The sequence below is a fragment of the Streptomyces sp. NPDC047515 genome, from assembly GCF_040643055.1.
GTDB lineage: Bacteria > Actinomycetota > Actinomycetes > Streptomycetales > Streptomycetaceae > Streptomyces.
Genome location: NZ_JBEYTM010000016.1, coordinates 73,095 through 93,037 on the forward strand (window position 1 = coordinate 73,095; position 19,943 = coordinate 93,037).

General features: G+C 71.5%; 12 protein-coding genes. 7 read left to right on the forward strand and 5 right to left on the reverse strand.

Features of this window, described 5'->3' with window-relative positions:
• Positions 1 to 101 precede the first annotated feature (101 nt).
• The 5 genes from ABZ826_RS16215 to ABZ826_RS16235 all read left to right on the forward strand — a co-directional run bounded on the left by ABZ826_RS16215 (position 102) and on the right by ABZ826_RS16235 (position 12,738).
• A complete protein-coding gene (locus ABZ826_RS16215) occupies positions 102 to 1,829 on the forward strand; it encodes a glycoside hydrolase family 13 protein (protein WP_361447622.1) in 1,728 nt (575 codons plus the stop codon).
• A 98-nt stretch (positions 1,830 to 1,927) separates the two neighbouring features.
• Positions 1,928 to 2,926 carry a LacI family DNA-binding transcriptional regulator gene (locus ABZ826_RS16220; RefSeq protein WP_361447739.1) on the forward strand — a complete coding sequence of 333 codons (999 nt, stop codon included), beginning with the start codon at positions 1,928 to 1,930 and terminating at the stop codon, positions 2,924 to 2,926.
• A gap of 428 nt (positions 2,927 to 3,354) precedes the next feature.
• The gene (locus ABZ826_RS16225; protein WP_361447624.1) at positions 3,355 to 5,061 is read left to right on the forward strand and encodes a carbohydrate-binding module family 20 domain-containing protein; all 1,707 of its coding nucleotides are present in this window, start codon (positions 3,355 to 3,357) and stop codon (positions 5,059 to 5,061) included.
• 139 nt (positions 5,062 to 5,200) lie between these two features.
• A complete protein-coding gene (pulA, locus tag ABZ826_RS16230) occupies positions 5,201 to 10,513 on the forward strand; it encodes a pullulanase-type alpha-1,6-glucosidase (RefSeq protein WP_361447626.1) in 5,313 nt (1,770 codons plus the stop codon).
• Between the two features lie 188 nt (positions 10,514 to 10,701).
• On the forward strand, positions 10,702 to 12,738 hold the full coding sequence (locus tag ABZ826_RS16235) for an NB-ARC domain-containing protein (protein WP_361447742.1): 2,037 nt from the start codon (positions 10,702 to 10,704) through the stop codon (positions 12,736 to 12,738).
• A gap of 33 nt (positions 12,739 to 12,771) precedes the next feature.
• Here ABZ826_RS16235 and ABZ826_RS16240 read toward each other — a convergent pair whose 3' ends face one another.
• The 5 genes from ABZ826_RS16240 to ABZ826_RS16260 all read right to left on the reverse strand — a co-directional run bounded on the left by ABZ826_RS16240 (position 12,772) and on the right by ABZ826_RS16260 (position 17,443).
• A complete protein-coding gene (locus ABZ826_RS16240; protein ID WP_361447628.1) occupies positions 12,772 to 13,494 on the reverse strand; it encodes a TetR/AcrR family transcriptional regulator in 723 nt (240 codons plus the stop codon).
• A gap of 86 nt (positions 13,495 to 13,580) precedes the next feature.
• Positions 13,581 to 13,715, reverse strand: coding sequence for a hypothetical protein (locus tag ABZ826_RS16245; RefSeq protein ID WP_361447751.1), 135 nt, complete (start codon positions 13,713 to 13,715; stop codon positions 13,581 to 13,583).
• Between the two features lie 2 nt (positions 13,716 to 13,717).
• Positions 13,718 to 14,623, reverse strand: coding sequence for a metal-dependent hydrolase (locus tag ABZ826_RS16250; RefSeq protein ID WP_361447630.1), 906 nt, complete (start codon positions 14,621 to 14,623; stop codon positions 13,718 to 13,720).
• Between the two features lie 81 nt (positions 14,624 to 14,704).
• Positions 14,705 to 16,630, reverse strand: a complete 1,926-nt coding sequence (locus tag ABZ826_RS16255; protein WP_361447632.1) for a hypothetical protein — start codon at positions 16,628 to 16,630, stop codon at positions 14,705 to 14,707.
• Positions 16,631 to 16,897: 267 nt separating this feature from the next.
• Positions 16,898 to 17,443, reverse strand: coding sequence for a carboxymuconolactone decarboxylase family protein (locus tag ABZ826_RS16260; RefSeq protein WP_361447634.1), 546 nt, complete (start codon positions 17,441 to 17,443; stop codon positions 16,898 to 16,900).
• 101 nt (positions 17,444 to 17,544) lie between these two features.
• Here ABZ826_RS16260 and ABZ826_RS16265 point away from each other — a divergent pair, with 101 nt between their 5' ends.
• Together ABZ826_RS16265 and ABZ826_RS16270 are read left to right on the forward strand one after the other, a co-directional pair.
• Positions 17,545 to 18,048, forward strand: coding sequence for a MarR family transcriptional regulator (locus ABZ826_RS16265; protein ID WP_361447636.1), 504 nt, complete (start codon positions 17,545 to 17,547; stop codon positions 18,046 to 18,048).
• Between the two features lie 180 nt (positions 18,049 to 18,228).
• The gene (locus ABZ826_RS16270; protein ID WP_361447638.1) at positions 18,229 to 19,893 is read left to right on the forward strand and encodes an alpha-L-fucosidase; all 1,665 of its coding nucleotides are present in this window, start codon (positions 18,229 to 18,231) and stop codon (positions 19,891 to 19,893) included.
• Positions 19,894 to 19,943: the final 50 nt, after the last annotated feature.

Sequence of the window (19,943 nt, forward strand, 5' to 3'; positions counted from 1 at the left end):
CGCGGCCCGCCCCGTACGCCCCGCACGCACCAAGTCACGGCGTCGCCGGTATCCCGACCCGGTCCGGCGACGCTCCCCACCCCAGACACCCCAGGGACGACATGACCCAGCACCTCGCTGCCCCCTCCACCGGCACGTCCGCCGACGCTCCGGCCCACCAGACCGGCTGGTGGCAGGACGCGGTGATCTACCAGGTCTATCCACGGAGCTTCGCCGACGGCAACGGCGACGGCATGGGCGATCTCGCAGGCGTACGCGGCAGACTCCAGCACCTCAAGGACCTCGGCGTGGACGCGGTCTGGCTCAGCCCGTTCTACGCGTCCCCGCAGGCCGACGCGGGCTACGACGTCGCCGACTACCGTGCTATCGACCCCATGTTCGGCACCCTGCTGGACGCCGACGCGCTGATCCGGGACGCCCACGACCTGGGCCTGCGGATCATCGTGGACCTGGTGCCCAACCACTCCTCCGACCAGCACGAGTGGTTCAAGCGCGCCCTCGCCGAGGGCCCCGGCTCCGCGCTGCGCGAGCGCTACCACTTCCGCCCCGGCAAGGGCGCGGACGGCGAACTGCCGCCCAACGACTGGGAGTCCATCTTCGGCGGCCCCGCCTGGACCCGGACCACCGACCCGGACGGCACCCCCGGCGACTGGTACCTCCACCTGTTCGCGCCCGAGCAGCCCGACTTCAACTGGGAACACCCGGCCGTCGCCGACGAGTTCCGCTCGATCCTGCGCTTCTGGCTCGACATGGGCGTCGACGGCTTCCGGGTCGATGTCGCCCACGGCCTCGTCAAGGCCGAGGGTCTGCCCGACCTCGGCACCCACGACCAGCTCAAGCTGCTCGGCAACGACGTCATGCCGTTCTTCGACCAGGACGGGGTCCACGAGATCTACCGCTCCTGGCGCACCATCCTCGATGAGTACCCCGCGAAGAAGGGGCCCGAAGGGCCTTCGTCGGAAGGGCGGTGGTGGGCGACGGGCGGGCGCATCCTCGTCGCCGAGGCATGGACCCCCACCGTCGAGCGCACGGCCAACTATGTGCGCCCCGACGAGATGCACCAGGCGTTCAACTTCCAGTACCTGTCCACCGCCTGGGACGCCGCCGAGCTGCGCAAGGTCATCGACAGCTCGCTCGACGCCATGCGGCCGGTCGGCGCCCCCACCACCTGGGTGCTGTCCAACCATGACGTGACCCGGCACACCACCCGGTTCGCCAACCCGCCCGGTCTCGGCACCCAGATCCGTCACGCCGGCGACCGTGAGCTGGGCCTGCGCCGCGCCCGCGCCGCCACCCTGCTGATGCTGGCGCTGCCCGGCTCGGCGTACGTCTACCAGGGCGAGGAGCTCGGCCTGCCCGATGTCACCGACCTGCCCGACGAGGCCCGCCAGGACCCGTCGTTCTTCCGCGCGGAGGGCCAGGACGGCTTCCGCGACGGCTGCCGCGTCCCGATCCCGTGGACCCGCGACGGCAGCAGTCACGGCTTCGGCAGCGGCGGCAGCTGGCTGCCCCAGCCCGACGGCTGGGGCGAGCTGAGCGTCGAGGCGCAGACCGGTGTCGCCGGTTCCACGCTGGAGCTGTACCGGGCCGCGATCGCCGCCCGCCGGGCGCACCCGGGGCTCGGCGCCGGGACCGGGGTGGAGTGGCTCCAGGCCCCCGAGGGGCTGCTGATCTTCGCCCGCCCCGGCTTCGTCTGCACGGTCAACACGACGTCCCGGCCGGTGCGCATCCCCGTGCGCGGCACCGTCCTGCTGTCCAGCACCCCGGTCGTCACCGACGGCGCCGAGATCGAGCTGCCCGCGGACACCACGGTGTGGTGGACGGTGTGACGGTCCCCCTGCCCAGGGCCTCTCTTCCGGATCGGGCCGAGCCCGGCAACCTCCGGAAGAAGGGCCCTGGAACCGGCGGTGCGCCGAGGCTCTCGGACATCGCCGGCCAGGCGGCGGTCAGCGAGGCGACCGTCAGCCGGGTGCTCAACGGGAAGCCCGGCGTCGCGGACACCACGCGTCAGCGGGTGCTCGCGGCGCTGGACATCCTGGGCTACGAACGCCCCGTACGGCTGCGTCGGCGCAGCGCGGGGCTGATCGGACTGGTGACGCCCGAACTCACCAACCCGATCTTCCCGGCCTTCGCGCAGTCCGTCGAACAGGTACTGGCCGGGCACGGCTACACGCCGGTGCTCTGCACTCAGACGCCCGGCGGCGCCACCGAGGACGAGCTCGTCGAGCAGCTCGTCGAACGCGGCGTCGGCGGGATCGTCTTCCTCTCCGGGCTGCACGCGGACCTCTCGACCGACCCCGCACGGTACGCCGCGCTCACCGAACGCGGCGTGCCGTTCGTCCTGATCAACGGCTACAACGAACGGATCAGCGCCCCGTTCGTCTCACCCGACGACTCCGCCGCCGTGCGGATGGCCGTCGGGCACCTCGCCGAACTCGGCCACCGCAGGGTCGGCCTGGCCGTCGGGCCACAGCGCTACGTGCCGTCCCGTCGCAAGCGGGAGGGCTTCGTCGCGGCGGCCGTGAACCTGCTGGGGCTGGACCGTGCCGAGGCCGAACTCCTGGTCTGCTCCGCGCTGTTCGGTGTCGAGGGCGGCCAGGTCGCGGCCGGTGCGCTGCTCGACCTGGGGTGCACGGGCATCGTCTGCGGCAGTGACCTGATGGCGCTGGGCGTGGTGCGTGCGGCGCGGGAGCGCGGGCTCGACGTGCCGCGCGACGTGTCGGTGGTGGGCTTCGACGACTCGCAGCTGATCGCGTTCACCGATCCGCCGCTGACGACGGTGCGTCAGCCCGTGCAGGCGATGGCGGCGGCCGCGGTGAGCGCCCTGCTGGAGGAGATCGGCGGCAGCCCCGTGCAGCGCACGGAGTACGTGTTCCAACCGGAGCTGGTGGTACGGGGATCCACCGCGGCGGTCCGAGGCATCTGAGGCCCGGCCGGGAGACGTCGGGCGTACGGGATCCGGGCGTACAGGAGAGGCACCGGGAGTCGGCCCTGAATGGGCCGGCGGGGAGTGAGCGACTCCGGGTGCCTCTCTTGTCCGTGACCGGCCCGGCCGGCCGGGCGCGTGGGGCCCCGGGGTCGCCGGAACCCCCGGCCGACCGGACCGGAGTCGGGACAAACGTAACAGCGCTGCAATGTGTTGCGTAAGTCCTTGCAGTAAGAAAACCGCTGGATTTCGTGGATGTAAGCGGACGGTGTCCAAAGGGTTGACCGGGACCGGGCGGGATCGTACGGTCTGCGCTGCGGCAAGGTTTGCATTCTTGCAGCAAGAACCTTCAGAAGCCTTGAGGGCAGGGCGCGTTGCCACGTGAGGCTGCACCGTCACCCGCATTTCCCCCCACAGCAGGAGGAAGCATGGCACGCAGACCACTGTCCGCGGCGCTCGCCCTGATAGCGGGCGCCGCCGCCCTGGTGGCCCCCACCACGACCGCCCAGGCGTCCACGCCGGGTGACAAGGACGTCACAGCCGTCCTCTTCGAGTGGAAGTTCGACTCCGTGGCCAAGGCCTGCACGGACTCCCTCGGTCCGGCCGGCTACGGCTATGTACAGGTCTCGCCGCCCCAGGAACACATCCAGGGCAGTCAGTGGTGGACCTCGTACCAACCGGTCAGCTACAAGATCGCCGGCCGGCTCGGCGACCGCGCGTCCTTCGCCCGCATGATCAACACCTGCCACAGCGCCGGAGTCAAGGTCGTCGCCGACTCCGTCATCAACCACATGACGGCGGGATCTGGTACCGGAACCGGCGGATCCTCGTACACCAAGTACAACTACCCCGGTGTGTACTCCGCGCCCGACATGGACGACTGCACGGCGCAGATCAGCAACTACCAGGACCGGGCCAACGTCCAGAACTGCGAACTCGTCGGCCTCGCCGACCTGGACACCGGCGAGGAGTACGTCCGCGGCAGGATCGCCGGCTACCTCGACGACCTCCTCTCCCTCGGCGTCGACGGCTTCCGCATCGACGCCGCCAAGCACATGCCTGCCGCCGACCTCGCCAACATCAAGTCGCGGCTGAGCAACCCGAACGCCTACTGGAAGCAGGAGGCGATCTTCGGGGCGGGCGAGGCCGTCTCGCCCGACGAGTACACCGGCACCGGGGACGTACAGGAGTTCCGGTACGCCCGCGGCCTCAAGCAGGTCTTCAACAACGAGAACCTCGCCCACCTGAAGAACTTCGGCGAGGGCTGGGGCTTCATGCCGTCCTCGAAGGCCGCGGTCTTCGTCGACAACCACGACACCGAGCGCGGTGGCGACACGCTGAACTACAAGGACGGCGCCGACTACACCCTCGCCAGTGTCTTCATGCTGGCCTGGCCGTACGGCTCGCCCGACGTCCACTCCGGCTACGAGTGGTCCGACAAGGACGCAGGCCCGCCCAATGGCGGTACGGTGAAAGCCTGTTACAGCGACGGCTGGAAGTGCCAGCACGCCTGGCGCGAGATCTCCTCCATGGTGGGCTTCCGCAACACCGCCCGCGGCGAGTCCGTCACCGACTGGTGGGACAACGGCGGCGACCGGATCGCGTTCGGCCGCGGCTCCAAGGCGTATGTCGCGATCAACCACGAGGGCTCCTCGCTGACCCGTACGTTCCAGACGTCGCTGCCCGCCGGTGACTACTGCGACATCCAGTCCGGCAAGGGCGTCACGGTCGACGGCTCGGGCCGGTTCACCGCGACGCTGGGCGCCGACACGGCCGTCGCGCTGCAGGTGAACGCCCGTACCTGCGCGGGCGGCGGCACCACGGAGCCCGGCACCGGCACCTCCGGCGCCTCCTTCGGCGTCGACGCCACGACCCAGCTCGGCCAGAACATCTACGTCACCGGCAACCAGTCGGCCCTCGGCAACTGGAACACCGGCAGCGCGCTCAAGCTCGACCCGGCGACGTACCCGGTCTGGAAGCTCGATGTGGACATGCCCGCGGGAACCTCGTTCGAGTACAAGTACCTCCGCAAGGACGCGAGCGGCAACGTCACCTGGGAGAGCGGCGCGAACCGCACCGCGACCGTTCCGTCGTCCGGCAGGGCGACGCTGACGGGCGACGTCTGGCGCAGCTGACGTCAAAGGCCGGTCCGGGGCCCACCCGCGGCGCCCCGGACCGGCGGACGGGCCGGGCCGCATCGGGGTGGCCGCCCCCGCCGCCCGGCAGTCCCGCCCGCCCCGAGATCCCCACCCCGCACACAAGGAGACCTTGCCCGTGTCCCGTTCCACCCTCGGACGGGGAGCCGTGGCCGCACTCTGCGCCGCGCTCCTCCCCGTCGTCCCGGCGGCATCCGCGTCCGCCGCGCCGAGACCCCCGGGCCCGCCCTCGGACGCCCGGCTGGCGGCCGAGCCCGCCCGTCACGATCTGACGCGTGAGCAGTTCTACTTCGTCATGCCCGACCGGTTCGCCAACGGGGACACCTCCAACGACCGCGGCGGGCTCACCGGTTCGCGCCTGGAGACCGGCTACGACCCCACGGACAAGGGCTTCTACCAGGGCGGCGACCTCAAGGGGCTGACCGAGCGGCTCGACTACATCAAGGGCCTCGGCACCACCGCCATCTGGCTCGCCCCGATCTTCAAGAACCGCCCCGTCCAGGGCACGGGTAAGGACGCGTCGGCCGGCTACCACGGCTACTGGATCACCGACTTCACCCAGGTCGACCCGCACTTCGGCACCAACGCCGACCTGTCGAAGCTCATCGACAAGGCCCACCGCAAGGGCATGAAGGTCTTCTTCGACGTCATCACCAACCACACCGCGGACACCGTCGACTACGCCGAGAAGACCTACGGCTACCGGCCCAAGGGCGCCTACCCGTACCTGGACCGGGACGGCCGCCCGTTCGACGACGGCAAGGGCCTGGCGAAGGTGGACGCGGACTCGTTCCCGTACACCCCCCGGAACACCGGGACCAAGGTCCCGTCCTGGCTCAACGACCCGACGATGTACCACAACCGCGGCGACTCGACCTACGCCGGCGAGTCCACCACGTACGGCGACTTCTCCGGGCTCGACGACCTGTGGACCGAGCGGCCCGAGGTCGTCTCCGGCATGGAGAAGATCTACGAGAAGTGGGTCCGGGACTTCGACATCGACGGCTTCCGGATCGACACCGTCAAACACGTCGACCTGGACTTCTGGACCCAGTGGGCGACGGCACTGGACACCTACGCGGCCCGGCACGGGCGCAAGGACTTCTTCATGTTCGGCGAGGTCTACTCCGCCGACACCGCGATCACCTCGCCGTACGTCACGCAGGGCCGGCTCGACGCGACGCTCGACTTCCCGTTCCAGGAAGCGGCCCGGCAGTACGCCTCGCAGGGCGCACCCGCCTCGAAGCTCGCGGCCGTCTTCGCCGACGACTACCGCTACACCACCGACAAGGCCAACGCCTACGAGCAGGTCACCTTCCTCGGCAACCACGACATGGGCCGCATCGGGTCGTTCCTCAAGCAGGACAACCCGAAGGCGGACGACGCGGAACTGCTCCAGCGGGCCCGGCTCGCCAACGAGTTGATGTTCCTCGGCCGGGGCAACCCCGTCGTCTACTACGGCGACGAACAGGGCTTCACCGGCGCGGGCGGCGACAAGGACGCCCGCCAGACCATGTTCGCCTCGAAGACCCCCGACTACCTCGACGACGACGAGCTGGGTACCGACCGCACCCATGCCTCCGACGCGTACGACACGAGCCACCCCCTGTACCGGAACATCGCCGCGCTCTCCGAGCTCACCAGGAAGAACCCGGCACTGCGCGACGGCGTCCAGACGGAGCGGTACGCCGAAGGCCCCGTCCACGCCTTCTCCCGTACGGACCCCGAGCAGGGACACGAGTACGTCGTCGCCACGAACAACGGCACCGGGCCGAGGACCGTCGAGCTTCCCACCGCGTCCGCCGATATGAACTTCCATACGCTGTACGGGGGTTCGGGAACGGTACGCAGCGGCGCCGACAAGAAGGTCACCGTGACGGTGCCCGCCCTGTCCAGCCTCGTCCTGCGCGCCGAGAAGACGATGGGCGAGCCCGCCGCCAAGCCCTCGATCACCCTCAAGGCCCCGGCCGCCGGAGCCACCGGCACCGTCGAGATCTCCGCGGACGTCGACGGCGGACAGCTCAACCGCGTGGTCTTCGCCGCTCGGACGGGCAACGGGAAGTGGGTCACCCTCGGTTCCGCCGACCACGCCCCGTACCGGGTCACCCAGACCGTGGGCGACACGGTCGCCGCCGGAACACCCCTGCGGTACAAGGCCGTTGTCGTCGACCGCGCCGGCCGGACCGCGAGTGCCCTCGCCTCGTCCACGGCCGGGCAGCCACCCGTCGCCGAGAAGCCCGTCGCGGTCGAACGCGACTACGCCGTCGTCCACTACCGGCGCGCGGACGGTGACTACGACGGCTGGCAGCTCAAGGCGGGCGACGAGGCCGCCGCGTTCACCGGGCGCGACGCCTACGGAGCCTTCGCCTGGGTCAAGCTCGCCGAGGGCGCCTCCTCCCTCCCGTACACCGTGGAGAAGTCCGGCACCGCCGACGGTCCGCAGCGCACCGTCGACCTCGCGAGGACCGGACAGGTCTGGATCGAGCAGGGCAAGGACGGCCAGGCGGACGAGGCGCCCGCAGGTGCCTACCCGCCGCAGGACACCACCAAGGCCGTACTGCACTACTACTGGGCCGACGGCGACTACGACGGCTGGGGGCTGCACACCTGGACCGGCGCCAAGAACCCCACCGACTGGGCCAAACCGCTCCAGCCGGTCAGGAAGGACGCCTCCGGCGTCACCTTCGAGGTCCCGCTGACCGACGGCGCCACCTCGCTCGGCTACATCCTGCACAAGGGCGACGAGAAGGACCTGCCGAGCGACCAGTCGCTCGACCTCGCCACCTACGGGCACGAGGTGTGGATGCTCGGCGCCACCCCCGGCTATCTGCTGCCGCAGACCGGCGGCGTACCCACGCCCGACCTGTCCGAGGCCGAGGCGCAGTGGATCGACTCCGACACCGTCGTGTGGAAGGTGAAGGCCACCGAAGCCACCAGCCAGCAGCTCGTTCACGCGAAGGACGGGGGCATCTCCGTCGTCGACGGGGCGCTCTCCGACGAGGGGCAGTGGCTGCGGCTCACGCCATCCGCGCTGACCGACGCGCAGAAGGCGAAGTACCCGCACCTCAAGGACTACCCGGCGTTCACCGTCGACGTCCGGGACCGGGACCGGGTGCGCGAGGCGCTGCGCGGCCAGCTGATCGCCACCCAGCGCGCCGCCAACGGCGCCCTGCTCGCCGCCACCGGCGTACAGAGCGCGGGGGTGCTCGACGACCTCTACGGGAAGAACGCGGCCACCGCCCGGCTCGGACCGGTCTTCGACCACGGCCGCCCCACGCTGTCCGTCTGGGCGCCCACCGCCCGTACCGTCGCCCTCGAACTCGACGGCCGAAGCGTCCCGATGCGCCGGGACGACCGCACCGGTGTCTGGTCCGTCACGGGCACGAAGAAGTGGACGGGCGAGCCCTACCGCTATGTGGTCGACGTCTGGGCGCCCACCGTCGGCAAGATGGTCACCAACCGGGTCACCGACCCCTACTCCACCGCCCTGACCACGGACTCCGCCCGCAGCCTCGTCGTCGACCTCGACGATCCGGACCTCGCGCCGAAGGGCTGGTCCGGGCTGCGGAAGCCCGCCGCCGTCCCGCTGCGCGACGCCGGGATCCAGGAGCTGCACATCCGTGACTTCTCGATCGCGGACCGCACCTCGAAGCATCCCGGCGAGTATCTCGCCTTCACCGACACCCGCTCCGACGGGATGCGGCACCTCAAGCGGCTCGCCGACGCCGGCACGAGCTACGTCCACCTGCTGCCCGCCTTCGACATCGGCACCGTTCCCGAGAAGAAGTCCGACCAGCGGAAACCGGACTGCGACCTGTCCGTGTACGCCCCCGACTCCGAGGAGCAGCAGGCCTGCGTCGCGAAGGCCGCGGCGCGGGACGGCTTCAACTGGGGCTACGACCCGCTGCACTACACCGTCCCGGAGGGCAGTTACGCCTCCGACCCGAACGGCACCCGGCGCACCGTCGAGTTCCGGCAGATGGTCCAGGGGCTGAACGGCGCGGGCCTGCGGACCGTCATGGACGTCGTCTACAACCACACCGTCGCCGCCGGCCAGGACGACAAGTCCGTACTCGACCGGATCGTGCCCGGCTACTACCAGCGGCTGCTGGACGACGGCACCGTCGCCACCTCCACCTGCTGCGCCAACACCGCGCCCGAGAACACCATGATGGGCAAGCTCGTCGTGGACTCGGTCGTCACCTGGGCCAAGGAGTACAAGGTCGACGGCTTCCGCTTCGACCTCATGGGCCACCACCCCAAGGCCAACATCCTCGCCGTCCGCAAGGCGCTGGACGCGCTGACCCCGGCGAAGGACGGCGTCGACGGGAAGAAGATCATCCTGTACGGGGAGGGCTGGAACTTCGGTGAGATCGCCGACGACACCCGCTTCGTCCAGGCCACCCAGAAGAACATGGCCGGCACCGGCATCGCCACCTTCTCCGACCGGGCCCGCGACGCCGTCCGAGGCGGCAGCCCCTTCGACGAGGACCCGGGCGTGCAGGGCTTCGCCACCGGCCTCTACACCGACCCCAACACCTCGACGGCCAACGGCACGAAGGCCGAACAGAAGGCCCGGCTGCTCCACTACCAGGACCTGATCAAGGTCGGCCTCACCGGCAACCTCGCCGACTACACCTTCACCGACTCCTCCGGGAGGACCGTCAAGGGGTCCGGCGTCGACTACAACGGCGCCCCCGCCGGATACGCCGCGGCCCCCGGCGACGCCCTCGCCTACGCGGACGCCCACGACAACGAGTCGCTGTACGACGCACTCGCCTTCAAGCTCCCGGCGGGCACCCCGGCGGCGGACCGGGCCCGCATGCAGGTGCTGGCGATGGCGACGGCCGCCCTCTCGCAGGGCCCCTCGCTCTCCCAGGCGGGCACCGACCTGCTGCGCTCCAAGTCCCTGGACCGCAACTCCTACGACAGCGGCGACTGGTTCAACGCCCTGCACTGGGACTGCCGCGACGGCAACGGCTTCGGCCGCGGGCTGCCGCCGGCCGCCGACAACGCGTCCAAGTGGTCCTTCGCACGGCCGCTGCTGGCGGACGCCGCGCTCAGGCCGGGGTGCGCGCAGATCGACGGCGCATCGGCCGCCTACCGGGACCTGCTCACCATCCGGGCGACGGAGAAGGACTTCGATCTCGCCACCACCGGGCAGGTGCAGTCCACTCTGTCCTTCCCGCTCTCCGGGAAGGACGAGACGCCGGGGGTGATCACCATGCGGCTCGGCAGGCTGGTGGTCGTCCTCAACGCGGCCCCCGGCACCGAGACCCAGCGGATCACCGGTCTGGCGGGGAAGCGGTACGCCCTGCATTCCGTCCAGGCCGCGGGCGCGGACCCTACCGTGAAGAAGTCCACGTATGAGCGGAGTTCGGGAAGCTTCACCGTCCCGGGACGCACAGTGGCGGTGTTTTCCCTGAACTGAGCCGCGACGGTCTACGTTGGGAGGCAGCAGCCGTCCGGGAGTGCCGCAGTACCGCACTTCCGGGCGCGCCCTCCCACCCCCGGCCGGTCCCGGCCCCCTCTCCGGTACGTCAGGTTCCTCCCATGCCTGAACCGTACGGAACCAGGGGCCGGGACCGGCCGGTCCATCTGTTTTCGGCGACGGTGACCATGGCGAGCAACATTCCCGAGGAGAGAACGAGCTTTGTCGGACGGAAAGCGGAACTTGCCCGGCTCGAACACACCCTCGCCACGCACCGGCTGACCACCCTCACCGGCAGCGGCGGCGTCGGCAAGACCAGGCTCGCGGTCCGTGCGGCCCGGCAGGCGGCGCCCGCACACCGCGACGGAGCCTGGTGGGCGGACCTCTCCCCGCTCCACGACGACGGACTGCTCATCGCGACCGTCTCCGACGCCGTCGGGCTCTCCGACCACACCCTGCGCACGCCCATCGACGCGCTGTGCGAATGGCTCGCCGACAAGGAACTGCTGCTGGTCCTCGACTCGTGCGAGCACCTGCGCTCCGCGTGCGCGCATCTGCTCGGCGAGATCCTCACCACGTCACCGGGCCTCACCGTGCTGGCGACCAGCCGGCAGCCCCTGGGCATCAGGGGCGAACGGCTCGTCGAGGTGCAACCGCTGTCCGTCGAGGGCGCCGGTGACGCACTGGCCCTGTTCCGGGACCGGGCGGCCGCGGCGGCTCCCCGGCAGGCCCTCGACGCGCCGGGCAACGCCGAGGCCGCCGAAGAGCTCTGCCGCCGTCTCGAAGGCATTCCGCTCGCCATCGAGCTCGCGGCCGGAGCCCTGGGCCGGGACACCGTCGAGCAGGTGGCCGTAAGGATCGGCTCCCGTTTCGACGTACCGACCGACGCGTCGGCCTGGCCGCCGCGCCACCGCGCACTGCGGACCGCCATCGGCTGGAGCCATGAGCTGTGCACCCCGCTGGAGCGGCTGCTCTGGGCGCGGCTGACTGTCCTGCGCGGCGACTTCGACGAGGCGGCGGCCCGCGAGATCTGCGCCGAGGGGCCGCTCACCGCGGACGGTGTGACCGAGGCGCTGAACGGCCTGGTCGCCAAGTCCGTCGTCAGACGGGACGGCGCGCGCCACCGGATGCTCAACACCATCCGCGAGTACGGACGGATGTGGCTCGCCGAACTCGGCGAGGAACGGGCCGCCGCCGACCGGCACGCCGCCTGCTTCCTCGGCCTGGCCCGCTACGCCCACGCGGGCTGGACCGGCGACGACCAGATCTTCTGGTACCACCGCATCGCCGAGTCGCACGCCGACCTGTGCGCCGCCCTCGACCACCTGCTGGCCCACGACACCGCGGCCGCCCAGGAGATGGCGGGCCGGATCGGCTTCTTCTGGTGCTGCTGCGGCCATCTGCCGCAGACCCGTGAATACGCGCAGCGCGCCCTGGACGTCGGACCGGCCGAGGGCCCCCACCGCACCCGCGTCCTGTGGGTGCTGGGCATCACCGTCATGCTCCAGGGCGACTACCCGGCAGCCCGGCGCCTGGGCAGGGAGTGCACCCGGTCGGCGGCGCACGACGGGACCGACGAAGGCATCCTCGCCGCCGCCTATCTGTGCGGGCTCACGCATCTGATGACCGGCCGCCCCGAGGCGAGTCTGCGCCAGGTCGACCGGGTGTTGCGCACCACCGGCGCCGCCACCCCGCTCGAATCGGCCTACCGGCTGCGCTGCCACCTGATCACGGTCTTCGCGCTGACCAGCCTGGGACGGCTGGACGAGGCGGTGAAGGCGGCCATGGCCCTGCGTGCGGCCTGCGAGGCCCAGGACGAGTGCTGGACCCGCAGCTACGTGGACTACCAACTCGCCCTGATCGCCCTGCTGCGGGGCGACGCCGAATCCTCCGCCTCCTACGCGCGCTCGATGCTCGCGGGCAAGCACCGCATGCGCGACAGCTTCGGTATCGCGCTCGGCCTGGACATCCTGGCCGCGGCGATCGCCGCCCAGGGCGCGGGCGCCCGCGCCGCCCGGGTGTACGGCACGGGACAGGTCTACTGGCGCATGGTCGGCCACCCGCAGCGCGGCACCCCGGAACTGGGCCCGTTGCGCGAGGCGTGCGAACGCCAGGCCCGTGCGGCGGTCGGCGACGCCGCCTATCAGCGCGCCTTCGACCGGGGCCGGACGGACAACGCGGAGGTCGGCCTGGCGGCCGCGCTCCAGGGCGAACTGCTCAGCTGAGGGCCGTCCCGGCCAGGGGTTACGGGACAGCCCTTACGGCAGTCGCTGCACGGGAACGCCCGGCACGGCGGGTGCCAGCGCGGAGAGCCGCTTCAACAGCTCCCCGAACGGCCCGTCCGCCGGTTCCTGCCCGAGGACCCGCAGCACGACGCCCGCCATCTCCGTGCTGTACGCGGCACTCACCGCGGCCAGCGCCGCGAAGTCGTGCACCAGCTGCAACTCCAGCTCCTCGCGCGCGATCTGCCGCCCGTCCAGCCAGATCAGCGCCGTCGACTCGGCCAGTGACACCCAGGAGCGCACGACCAACTCCAGCCGCGCCGGGGGATCCTCGACCCCCAGATGGGCCAGGATCTGCTCGTACGCAGCCTGCCGCACCCCGTCGATCATCGCGTTGGCCGCCGATGACCCGACCGCGGGTCCGCCCCGCATCAGTGCCGAGAATCCCGGCCCGTGTTCGTCGACGAAGTCGAAGAACCGGCCCATCACCCTCAACAGCCGTTCCCCGAGGGGGCCTTCGCGCGGCTCCACGAACCGCGTCGCCAGCTCGTCGGCCGCCCGTCGCAGCGCCGCCTCGTACAGGCTCTGCTTTCCCGGGAAGTAGTGGTAGACCAACGGCCGCGAGATCCCGGCGGCGGCCGCGATCTCGTCGATCGACACCTCGTCCGGGGAGCGGTGACTGAACAGTTCCAGCGCGACACCGATCAGCTGCTGCCTGCGCTCCTCGACGCCCATCCTGCGCCGCACCCCGGTCGTCATGGTGGACAGCGTACCGAGTGGGGGCCGTGGGGGAGGGGGCGGGCCGGGGCGGCCCACCGCGCCGGGCGACATCCGGCCATCCGCCGTCAAAGGTCCAGCACCAGCCGTTTACCCCGGCACCGCGACACGCAGATCAGCATCGAATCGTCCCGTTCCGAGTCCGTCAGTGCGGCGCCGGTGACGAGGACGGCGGTGCGCAGGCGGGGCAGGGGGAGCGGCATGGTCAGCTGGTTCCCGTCGTACGGGCCTCGGCGGCCGTGGCCGCGGGCGACTGGGCGAGATAGTCGACGGCCTGGGCGGTGCTGCCCTCCTGCGAGGGGTGGTAGGCATGGCTCAGGTAGCGGGGGATGGAGCGCAGCAGATCACCCGTCGCGGGCAGAGTGCCGCGCCTGCCGCTGGTGTAGAAGTCCTTGAACGAGGCCTTGCCGTGCAGCAGGGTCGGGTCGTTCTCCATGAAGAAACGCGTGCCGCGCTGCCAGAAGAAGAGCAGTGCGGTGAACGCCGTGGCCCAGGTCCGTACCCGCCGCCGGTAGCTGCCGTCGACATGCATGAACACGTCGAACGCGACCGAGCGGTGCTCGACCTCCTCCGCGCCGTGCCAGCGCAGCAGGTCCAGCATCGTCGGATCGGCGCCGCGCCGGTCCAACTCGTCGGCGTTCAGCACCCAGTCGCCCAGGAAGGCGGTGTAGTGCTCGATCGCCGCGATCGTCGCCACCCGCTCCATGAGCCACCACCTGCGCGCCCGGCCCGGCGGCAGCGTCCGGTCGCCCAGCAGCTTCTCGAAGAACCAGTCGACCTGCGCGGTGTACGGCGTCGGATCGAGACCGAGCTCCTTCAGACGCGGCAGGACGTCGTCGTGCGCCTGGGAGTGCACGGCTTCCTGGCCGATGAACCCGATGACGTCCCGGCGCAGCTGCTCGTCATGGATGTACGGCAGCACCTGCCGGTACACATGGATGAACCATCGCTCCCCGGCGGGCAGCAGCAGATGGAGCACATTGATGGTGTGCGTGGTGAACGGATCGCCCGGCACCCAGTGCAAGGGCGTCTTCTCCCAGGCGAAGGAGACCTTGCGGGCCATGAGGTGCGCCCGCTCGGACGCGACCGGCGCCGGCTGCGTGTTAGACATGATGTCAATGTACTGATGGGTAAGCCACGGGAACAGAGGCGTGCGTGGAAATTCCCGGCCCTCCCCGGGAGTTCGGGGCCGTCAGCGCAGGGCGCCCATCCGGTCGCCGTCCGCCAGTGTCCCGTGCAGCCGTGCCCGGTCGCCCGCCGCGGCGGGTACGGCGAGGAACCGGCTGTCGGACCTCCCCTCCACCCCGCCCGACGTGGTCAACGAGACGAACTGCTCGCTACCCGCGGCCAGTACGTACCAGTGGCCGCCGTGCGACTTCCACAGCACCCCGGCCAGCACCCGCGGATCGCGCGTTCCGCACGCCGGTGAGTCCTCGGCACGGGCCGCGACCGCTCCGGGCGGCCCGCCCGTCGCCACGGACGGGGCCGACGGGGCCTGGAACTGGGCGAACACCCGGCTCCCGGCGCCCCGCCAGGTCTCCGCCCTGGTGCACAGCCAGCGCGCCGAGCCGTTGCCCTCGGGCAGCGGCTGCTCGGCGTACTGCCAGGAGTTCACCGCTCGCACACCGTGCGAGCGGACCGCCGGCAGCAGGCAGGCGGTCCGCGCCCAACTGTCCCGCTCCGCCCGCCCCTCGACATCGTGCGGTGCGGACGGTGGGCCCGACGTCAGTCGGACGGGGGTCAGTTCGCCGAGATCCGTCATCAGCCGGGTCGTCGAGCCGTCCCGCAGTTCGATCGCGTCCCAGACACGACAGCTCCGGGCCATGACCGTGCTCCTCAGCGCGGCGGTCAGGCCGTCGGCGGTGCGGCGCAGGGGCCGCGCGCCGCCGCCCGGAGCGAGCAGATTCCGTACGGACACCGCACGCACCCAGGGCGCGGTGAGGTAGCGGATCCGGTTGCCCGTACGGCCCGCGACCAGGGCGCCCGCCGAGGCCCTGTCGGCACTGTCGACCCGGGCGAAGTCGAGCGCCGCGCCCACGGCCGGAGCGGCATCGCGCGGTTCCGCGTACCGCACGACGCGCAGCCCGTCGTAGAACAGCACCACCGTCGCCCGGCCCACCCCGCCCGCGTACAGCAGCTGAGGAGCGCCCATCGGCGGACCCGTGGGAGTGCCCGCGGTCGCCGACACGCGCACCGCGCCGTCCGGCCGCGCCCACGCGGTGAGCGCGCGGCGCAGCAGCCGGAGGTCCCGGGCGCGGTCACCCCGGGTGGGCCAGGAGCTGAAGTCGGTACGGGGCGAGCGCCGCCAGTACGTCGTCGGCACCCGGCCCAACGCGCCGGGATCCGGGGTCTGTGCGGCGGAGGCCTGACGGGCGCGCGGCGCCGCGGGCGACGTGCCGCGTCCCCAGCCGCCGCCCGGCAGCCCCAGCAGTGCCGCACACACCAGCAGCGCGGCGACGGCCGCCACCGCTGCCTTCGCGCGCCGGCGACGGCGCGGCAGATCCGGCGGGCGGGCCTGGAGCGAACAGGGATCGAACTCCGGGGACGCGAGGAGCGCGTACGGCGCCGACACGCCGTCCGCCTCCGCGAGCGCCGCATGCGGGTCCGCCACCCCGGCAGCCGCCAGCACCCGCCGTACCTCGGCGTCGGCCAGCCGCTCCAGGCCGCGCAGGACATGGGCGGCGCGCCCGGGACCGGACAACGTCGACAGGGCGTGCTCCAGGGCGAGTTCGTCCGATCCGCCCGAGTGCGGCAACAGCCGCAGCCCCCACACCAGCGGGAGGAGCGGCGGCAGTGGGACGCGGTGCCATGGACGGCCCGCCGCCAGCGCCGCACGCAGCACCCGCCCCCGGACATGGGCGTAGGACGGATCCTCTGCCGGGCCGCCGGGCCGGCGCGGAAGCGGGACGCGGTCCTCGGCCGCACCCCCTTCCCGGCGCACCGACAACAGCGACCGCTGGGCCAGCGTGTGCGCCGTCAGAACGCGGCGATGGCTGCCGAGGGACGGCGACAGCACGAGATAGCCGAGCCGGACCAGCCGCGGATAGTGCGCGACGAGCGCGGCCTGCGCCGCCCCGGCAGGGGCGGCTGCGGAAGATACCTCGGGCAGTGGGCGCACGATCGGCAGAACGAGCGAATCGTGCGATGGTCACCCCGGCGCGTCACGGTGTGCCCCGGCGCATGCGCGCACGCGGCGTCCGGGCACATGCGACAACAGGTGTGTGCGGTGCGCAACTCAATGACGGGGGAAGGGGTGGGCAATGGGGTGTGCGGCGGTTCGCCCCGATCCAGACGTTCGGCCGCCGCAACCGGGTGGGAGGGCCGCCGTCGCGGCCACGGGGGCCGGGCCGCCTCTCCCTGAGGGGAGAGAGGCGGCGGCCAAGGATCAGGCGAAGGCGGCCATGTGGGGATCCAGCGACGCCCCCGTCATCCGGTTGCCCAGCGTCGACATCGTGTACGCACCGATGCCCAGGACCACTTCGAGGGCGTTGCGGGCGGTGTACCCGTGGGCCAGGAACGCCTGGAGCGTCCCGTCGTCCACGGCTCCGGCCGTCGCGATCACGGACAGAGTGAACTGCCGTATCGCTTCCAGCCGTTCGTCCGGGACCACGCGCTGCTCGCGCAGCGCGGCGAGCACCTCGGGGCCGGCGTCGAGGGCGGTGAGCTTCGCGCTGTGCATCGCCACGCAGACGTGGCACTCGTTGCGGACCGCCATCGTCATGATCAGGGCCTCGCGGGAGAGCGGGTCCAGGGTGGTCGACTCGAAGAGCGCGCTGATCTTCAGGAAGCCGTCGAGCAGTTCGGGGGACGAGGCGAGCCGGGCGACCGCGGAGGGCAGGTAGCCCTGTTTCCGCGACACCGCCTCCATGGCGCGGCGGGCGGCGGGCGGGGCGGATTCGAGGGTGTGGTCGGGGAACGTGGGCATGGGCATGGGCATGGGTGACCTCTCGTGGTGGGCTCTCACCGTGGGTGCTCACGTTAAACTCGACAACGTGATTGACGAAAAAGTAAACCAGGTTGTCGAGTTTTGCAATGACTGAACCGAGAGCCGGGGCGGCGGGCCGGTCGTCCGCGGGCGCCGGGGCGGGCTTCGAGCTGCCCCTGCTGATGTTCGCCGGATTCCGGTCGATCATCGACGAGTTGCACCGTGAGCTCGCCGAGCGGGGCCACCCCGATGTGCGGCCCGCGTACGGTTTCGCGCTCCAGGCCGTCGGCCGTGACGGGGCGACGGCCAGCGAGATCGGCCGACGGCTCGGGGTCTCCAAACAGGCCGCGGGCAAGACCGTCGAGAAGCTGGAGGGGCTCGGTTACGTGGAGCGCGTCGACGACCCCCGCGACGGCCGGCGCAAGCTGGTCCGGCTGACGGCGCGGGGCGTCGACGTCCTGGTCGCATCGGCCGAGGGCTTCGACCGGCTGCGTGCCGAATGGGTCCGGGCGCTCGGCGAGGGCCGGGTGCGCGCACTGGAGGACGATCTGCGCGCGATGGTGCCCGCGGGTGCGTTCCGGCTGGACGTGCCGGGCTGGTTCGGCGACTGAGGCGGGCGCGGGCGCGGGTGCCGGGATCCGGTCCCGGCCCGGGTTCCACGCTTGGACTTTAGGGGCGAGAGATGGGATGTATGTTGTGCGCGCCCTTCCCGTGAGCCGTTTCGTGCGGCAGCATGCGCACGTCGACACCCAAGAGATCCGACCAATGCTGGCCGGGAATGGGAGGGAACCATGGCACGACGTACCCGTGTGCTCAGTGCGCTCGCACTGGCGGCGGCCGCCGCGCTCGTCCCCGTACAGGCCGTCGCGCAGCAGCCCGCGAACCAGCGGTCTGCGCCACCGGGCACCCCGTGCACCGCGCCCGTGAGACCCGCCTCGCAGATGACCGTCGAGTCCTGCGACAGCCCGTACCGGATCATCGAGAAGGCCGCGAACATCGTTCCCACCCGCGGCCAACTCGCCTGGCAGCAGCGGGAGGTCACCGCCTTCACGCATTTCGGGATGAACACGTTCACCGGCCGCGAGTGGGGCTCCGGCACGGAGGACGAGAAACTCTTCGCCCCCAAGGCCATCGACGCCGACCAGTGGATGCGCGCCTACAAGGCCGCCGGTGTCGAGCAGGTCATGCTCACCGCCAAGCACCACGACGGCTTCGTGCTCTACCCGAGCCGGTACACCGACCACTCGGTCGCGCTCAGCCCCGGCAGCCCCGATGTCGTGGCCGCGTACGTGAAGGCCGCCCGCAAGGCGGGCCTGAAGGTCGGGCTCTACCTCTCGCCCTCCGACGGCGCCGAACTCCCGCACGCCTGGCACGCGCAGTGGGTCGACTCGATCCGCGAGAAGCAGGCCGAGGGCAAGCCGCTCAGCCTGCCCGAGCGCATGGCCCTGGAGGACGGCGACCGCGCCCCGGCGGGTGAGGGCCGCTTCGGCAACGGCAGCGCGGTCACCCGGCGCACCATTCCCACCCTCGTCCCCGGCGACGACCGGGCCGCCGCGGTCGAGCGCGGCAAGCTGCCCACCTTCACGGTGATGGCCGACGACTACGACGCGTACTACCTCAACCAGCTCTACGAACTCTTCACCCAGTACGGGCCGATCGAGGAACTCTGGCTGGACGGCGCCAACCCCTGGTCCGGCTCCGGCATCACCCAGAAGTACGACGTCAAGCAGTGGTTCGACATGGTCAAGGCGCTCTCGCCGAACACCGTCGTCTTCCAGGGCCCGCAGGGCGTGCGCTGGGTCGGCAACGAGAGCGGCATCGCCCGCGAGACCGAGTGGAGCGTCACCCCGCACGTCACCGACCCGTGGACCGGACTCGGCAGCCTCCCCAACGACTCGACCGACCCCGACATCGGCTCCCGGGCCAGGATCCTCGACCCGGCCGTCAACTACCTGCAGTGGTACCCGGCCGAGGCCGACGTCTCGATCAGGCCCGGCTGGTTCCACCACCCGAACGAGAAGCCCAAGACGCCTGCGCAGTTGATGAATCTGTACGAGAAGAGCGTCGGCCGCAATGCCTCCCTGTTGCTCAACGTCCCGCCGGGCAAGGACGGCCGGATCGACGACGCCGATGTCGCGTCACTGACCGCCTTCGGTTCCGACGTACGCCGGATCTACGGCACCGACGTGCGCAAGCAGGGCCCGGCCCCGTACACCTTCGACCGGGTCGCCGTCCGTGAGGACATCCGGCACGGGCAGCGGGTGGAGAGGTTCGCCGTGGAGGCCCGGATCGGTGGGACCTGGCAGCGGATCGCCGAGGGGACGACGATCGGTCACCGCCGCATCCTGCCCCTGGCCGCTCCGGTCACCGCCACCTCGGTACGGGTGAAGGTGCTGGAGTCCCGGGCGACACCGCATCCGGGGGCGACGACACTGCACCTGACCACGGCGCCGTGACCGCCGGGGCCGCGCACCCCATGGGGACTGCGCGGCCCACGGCCGCGGGC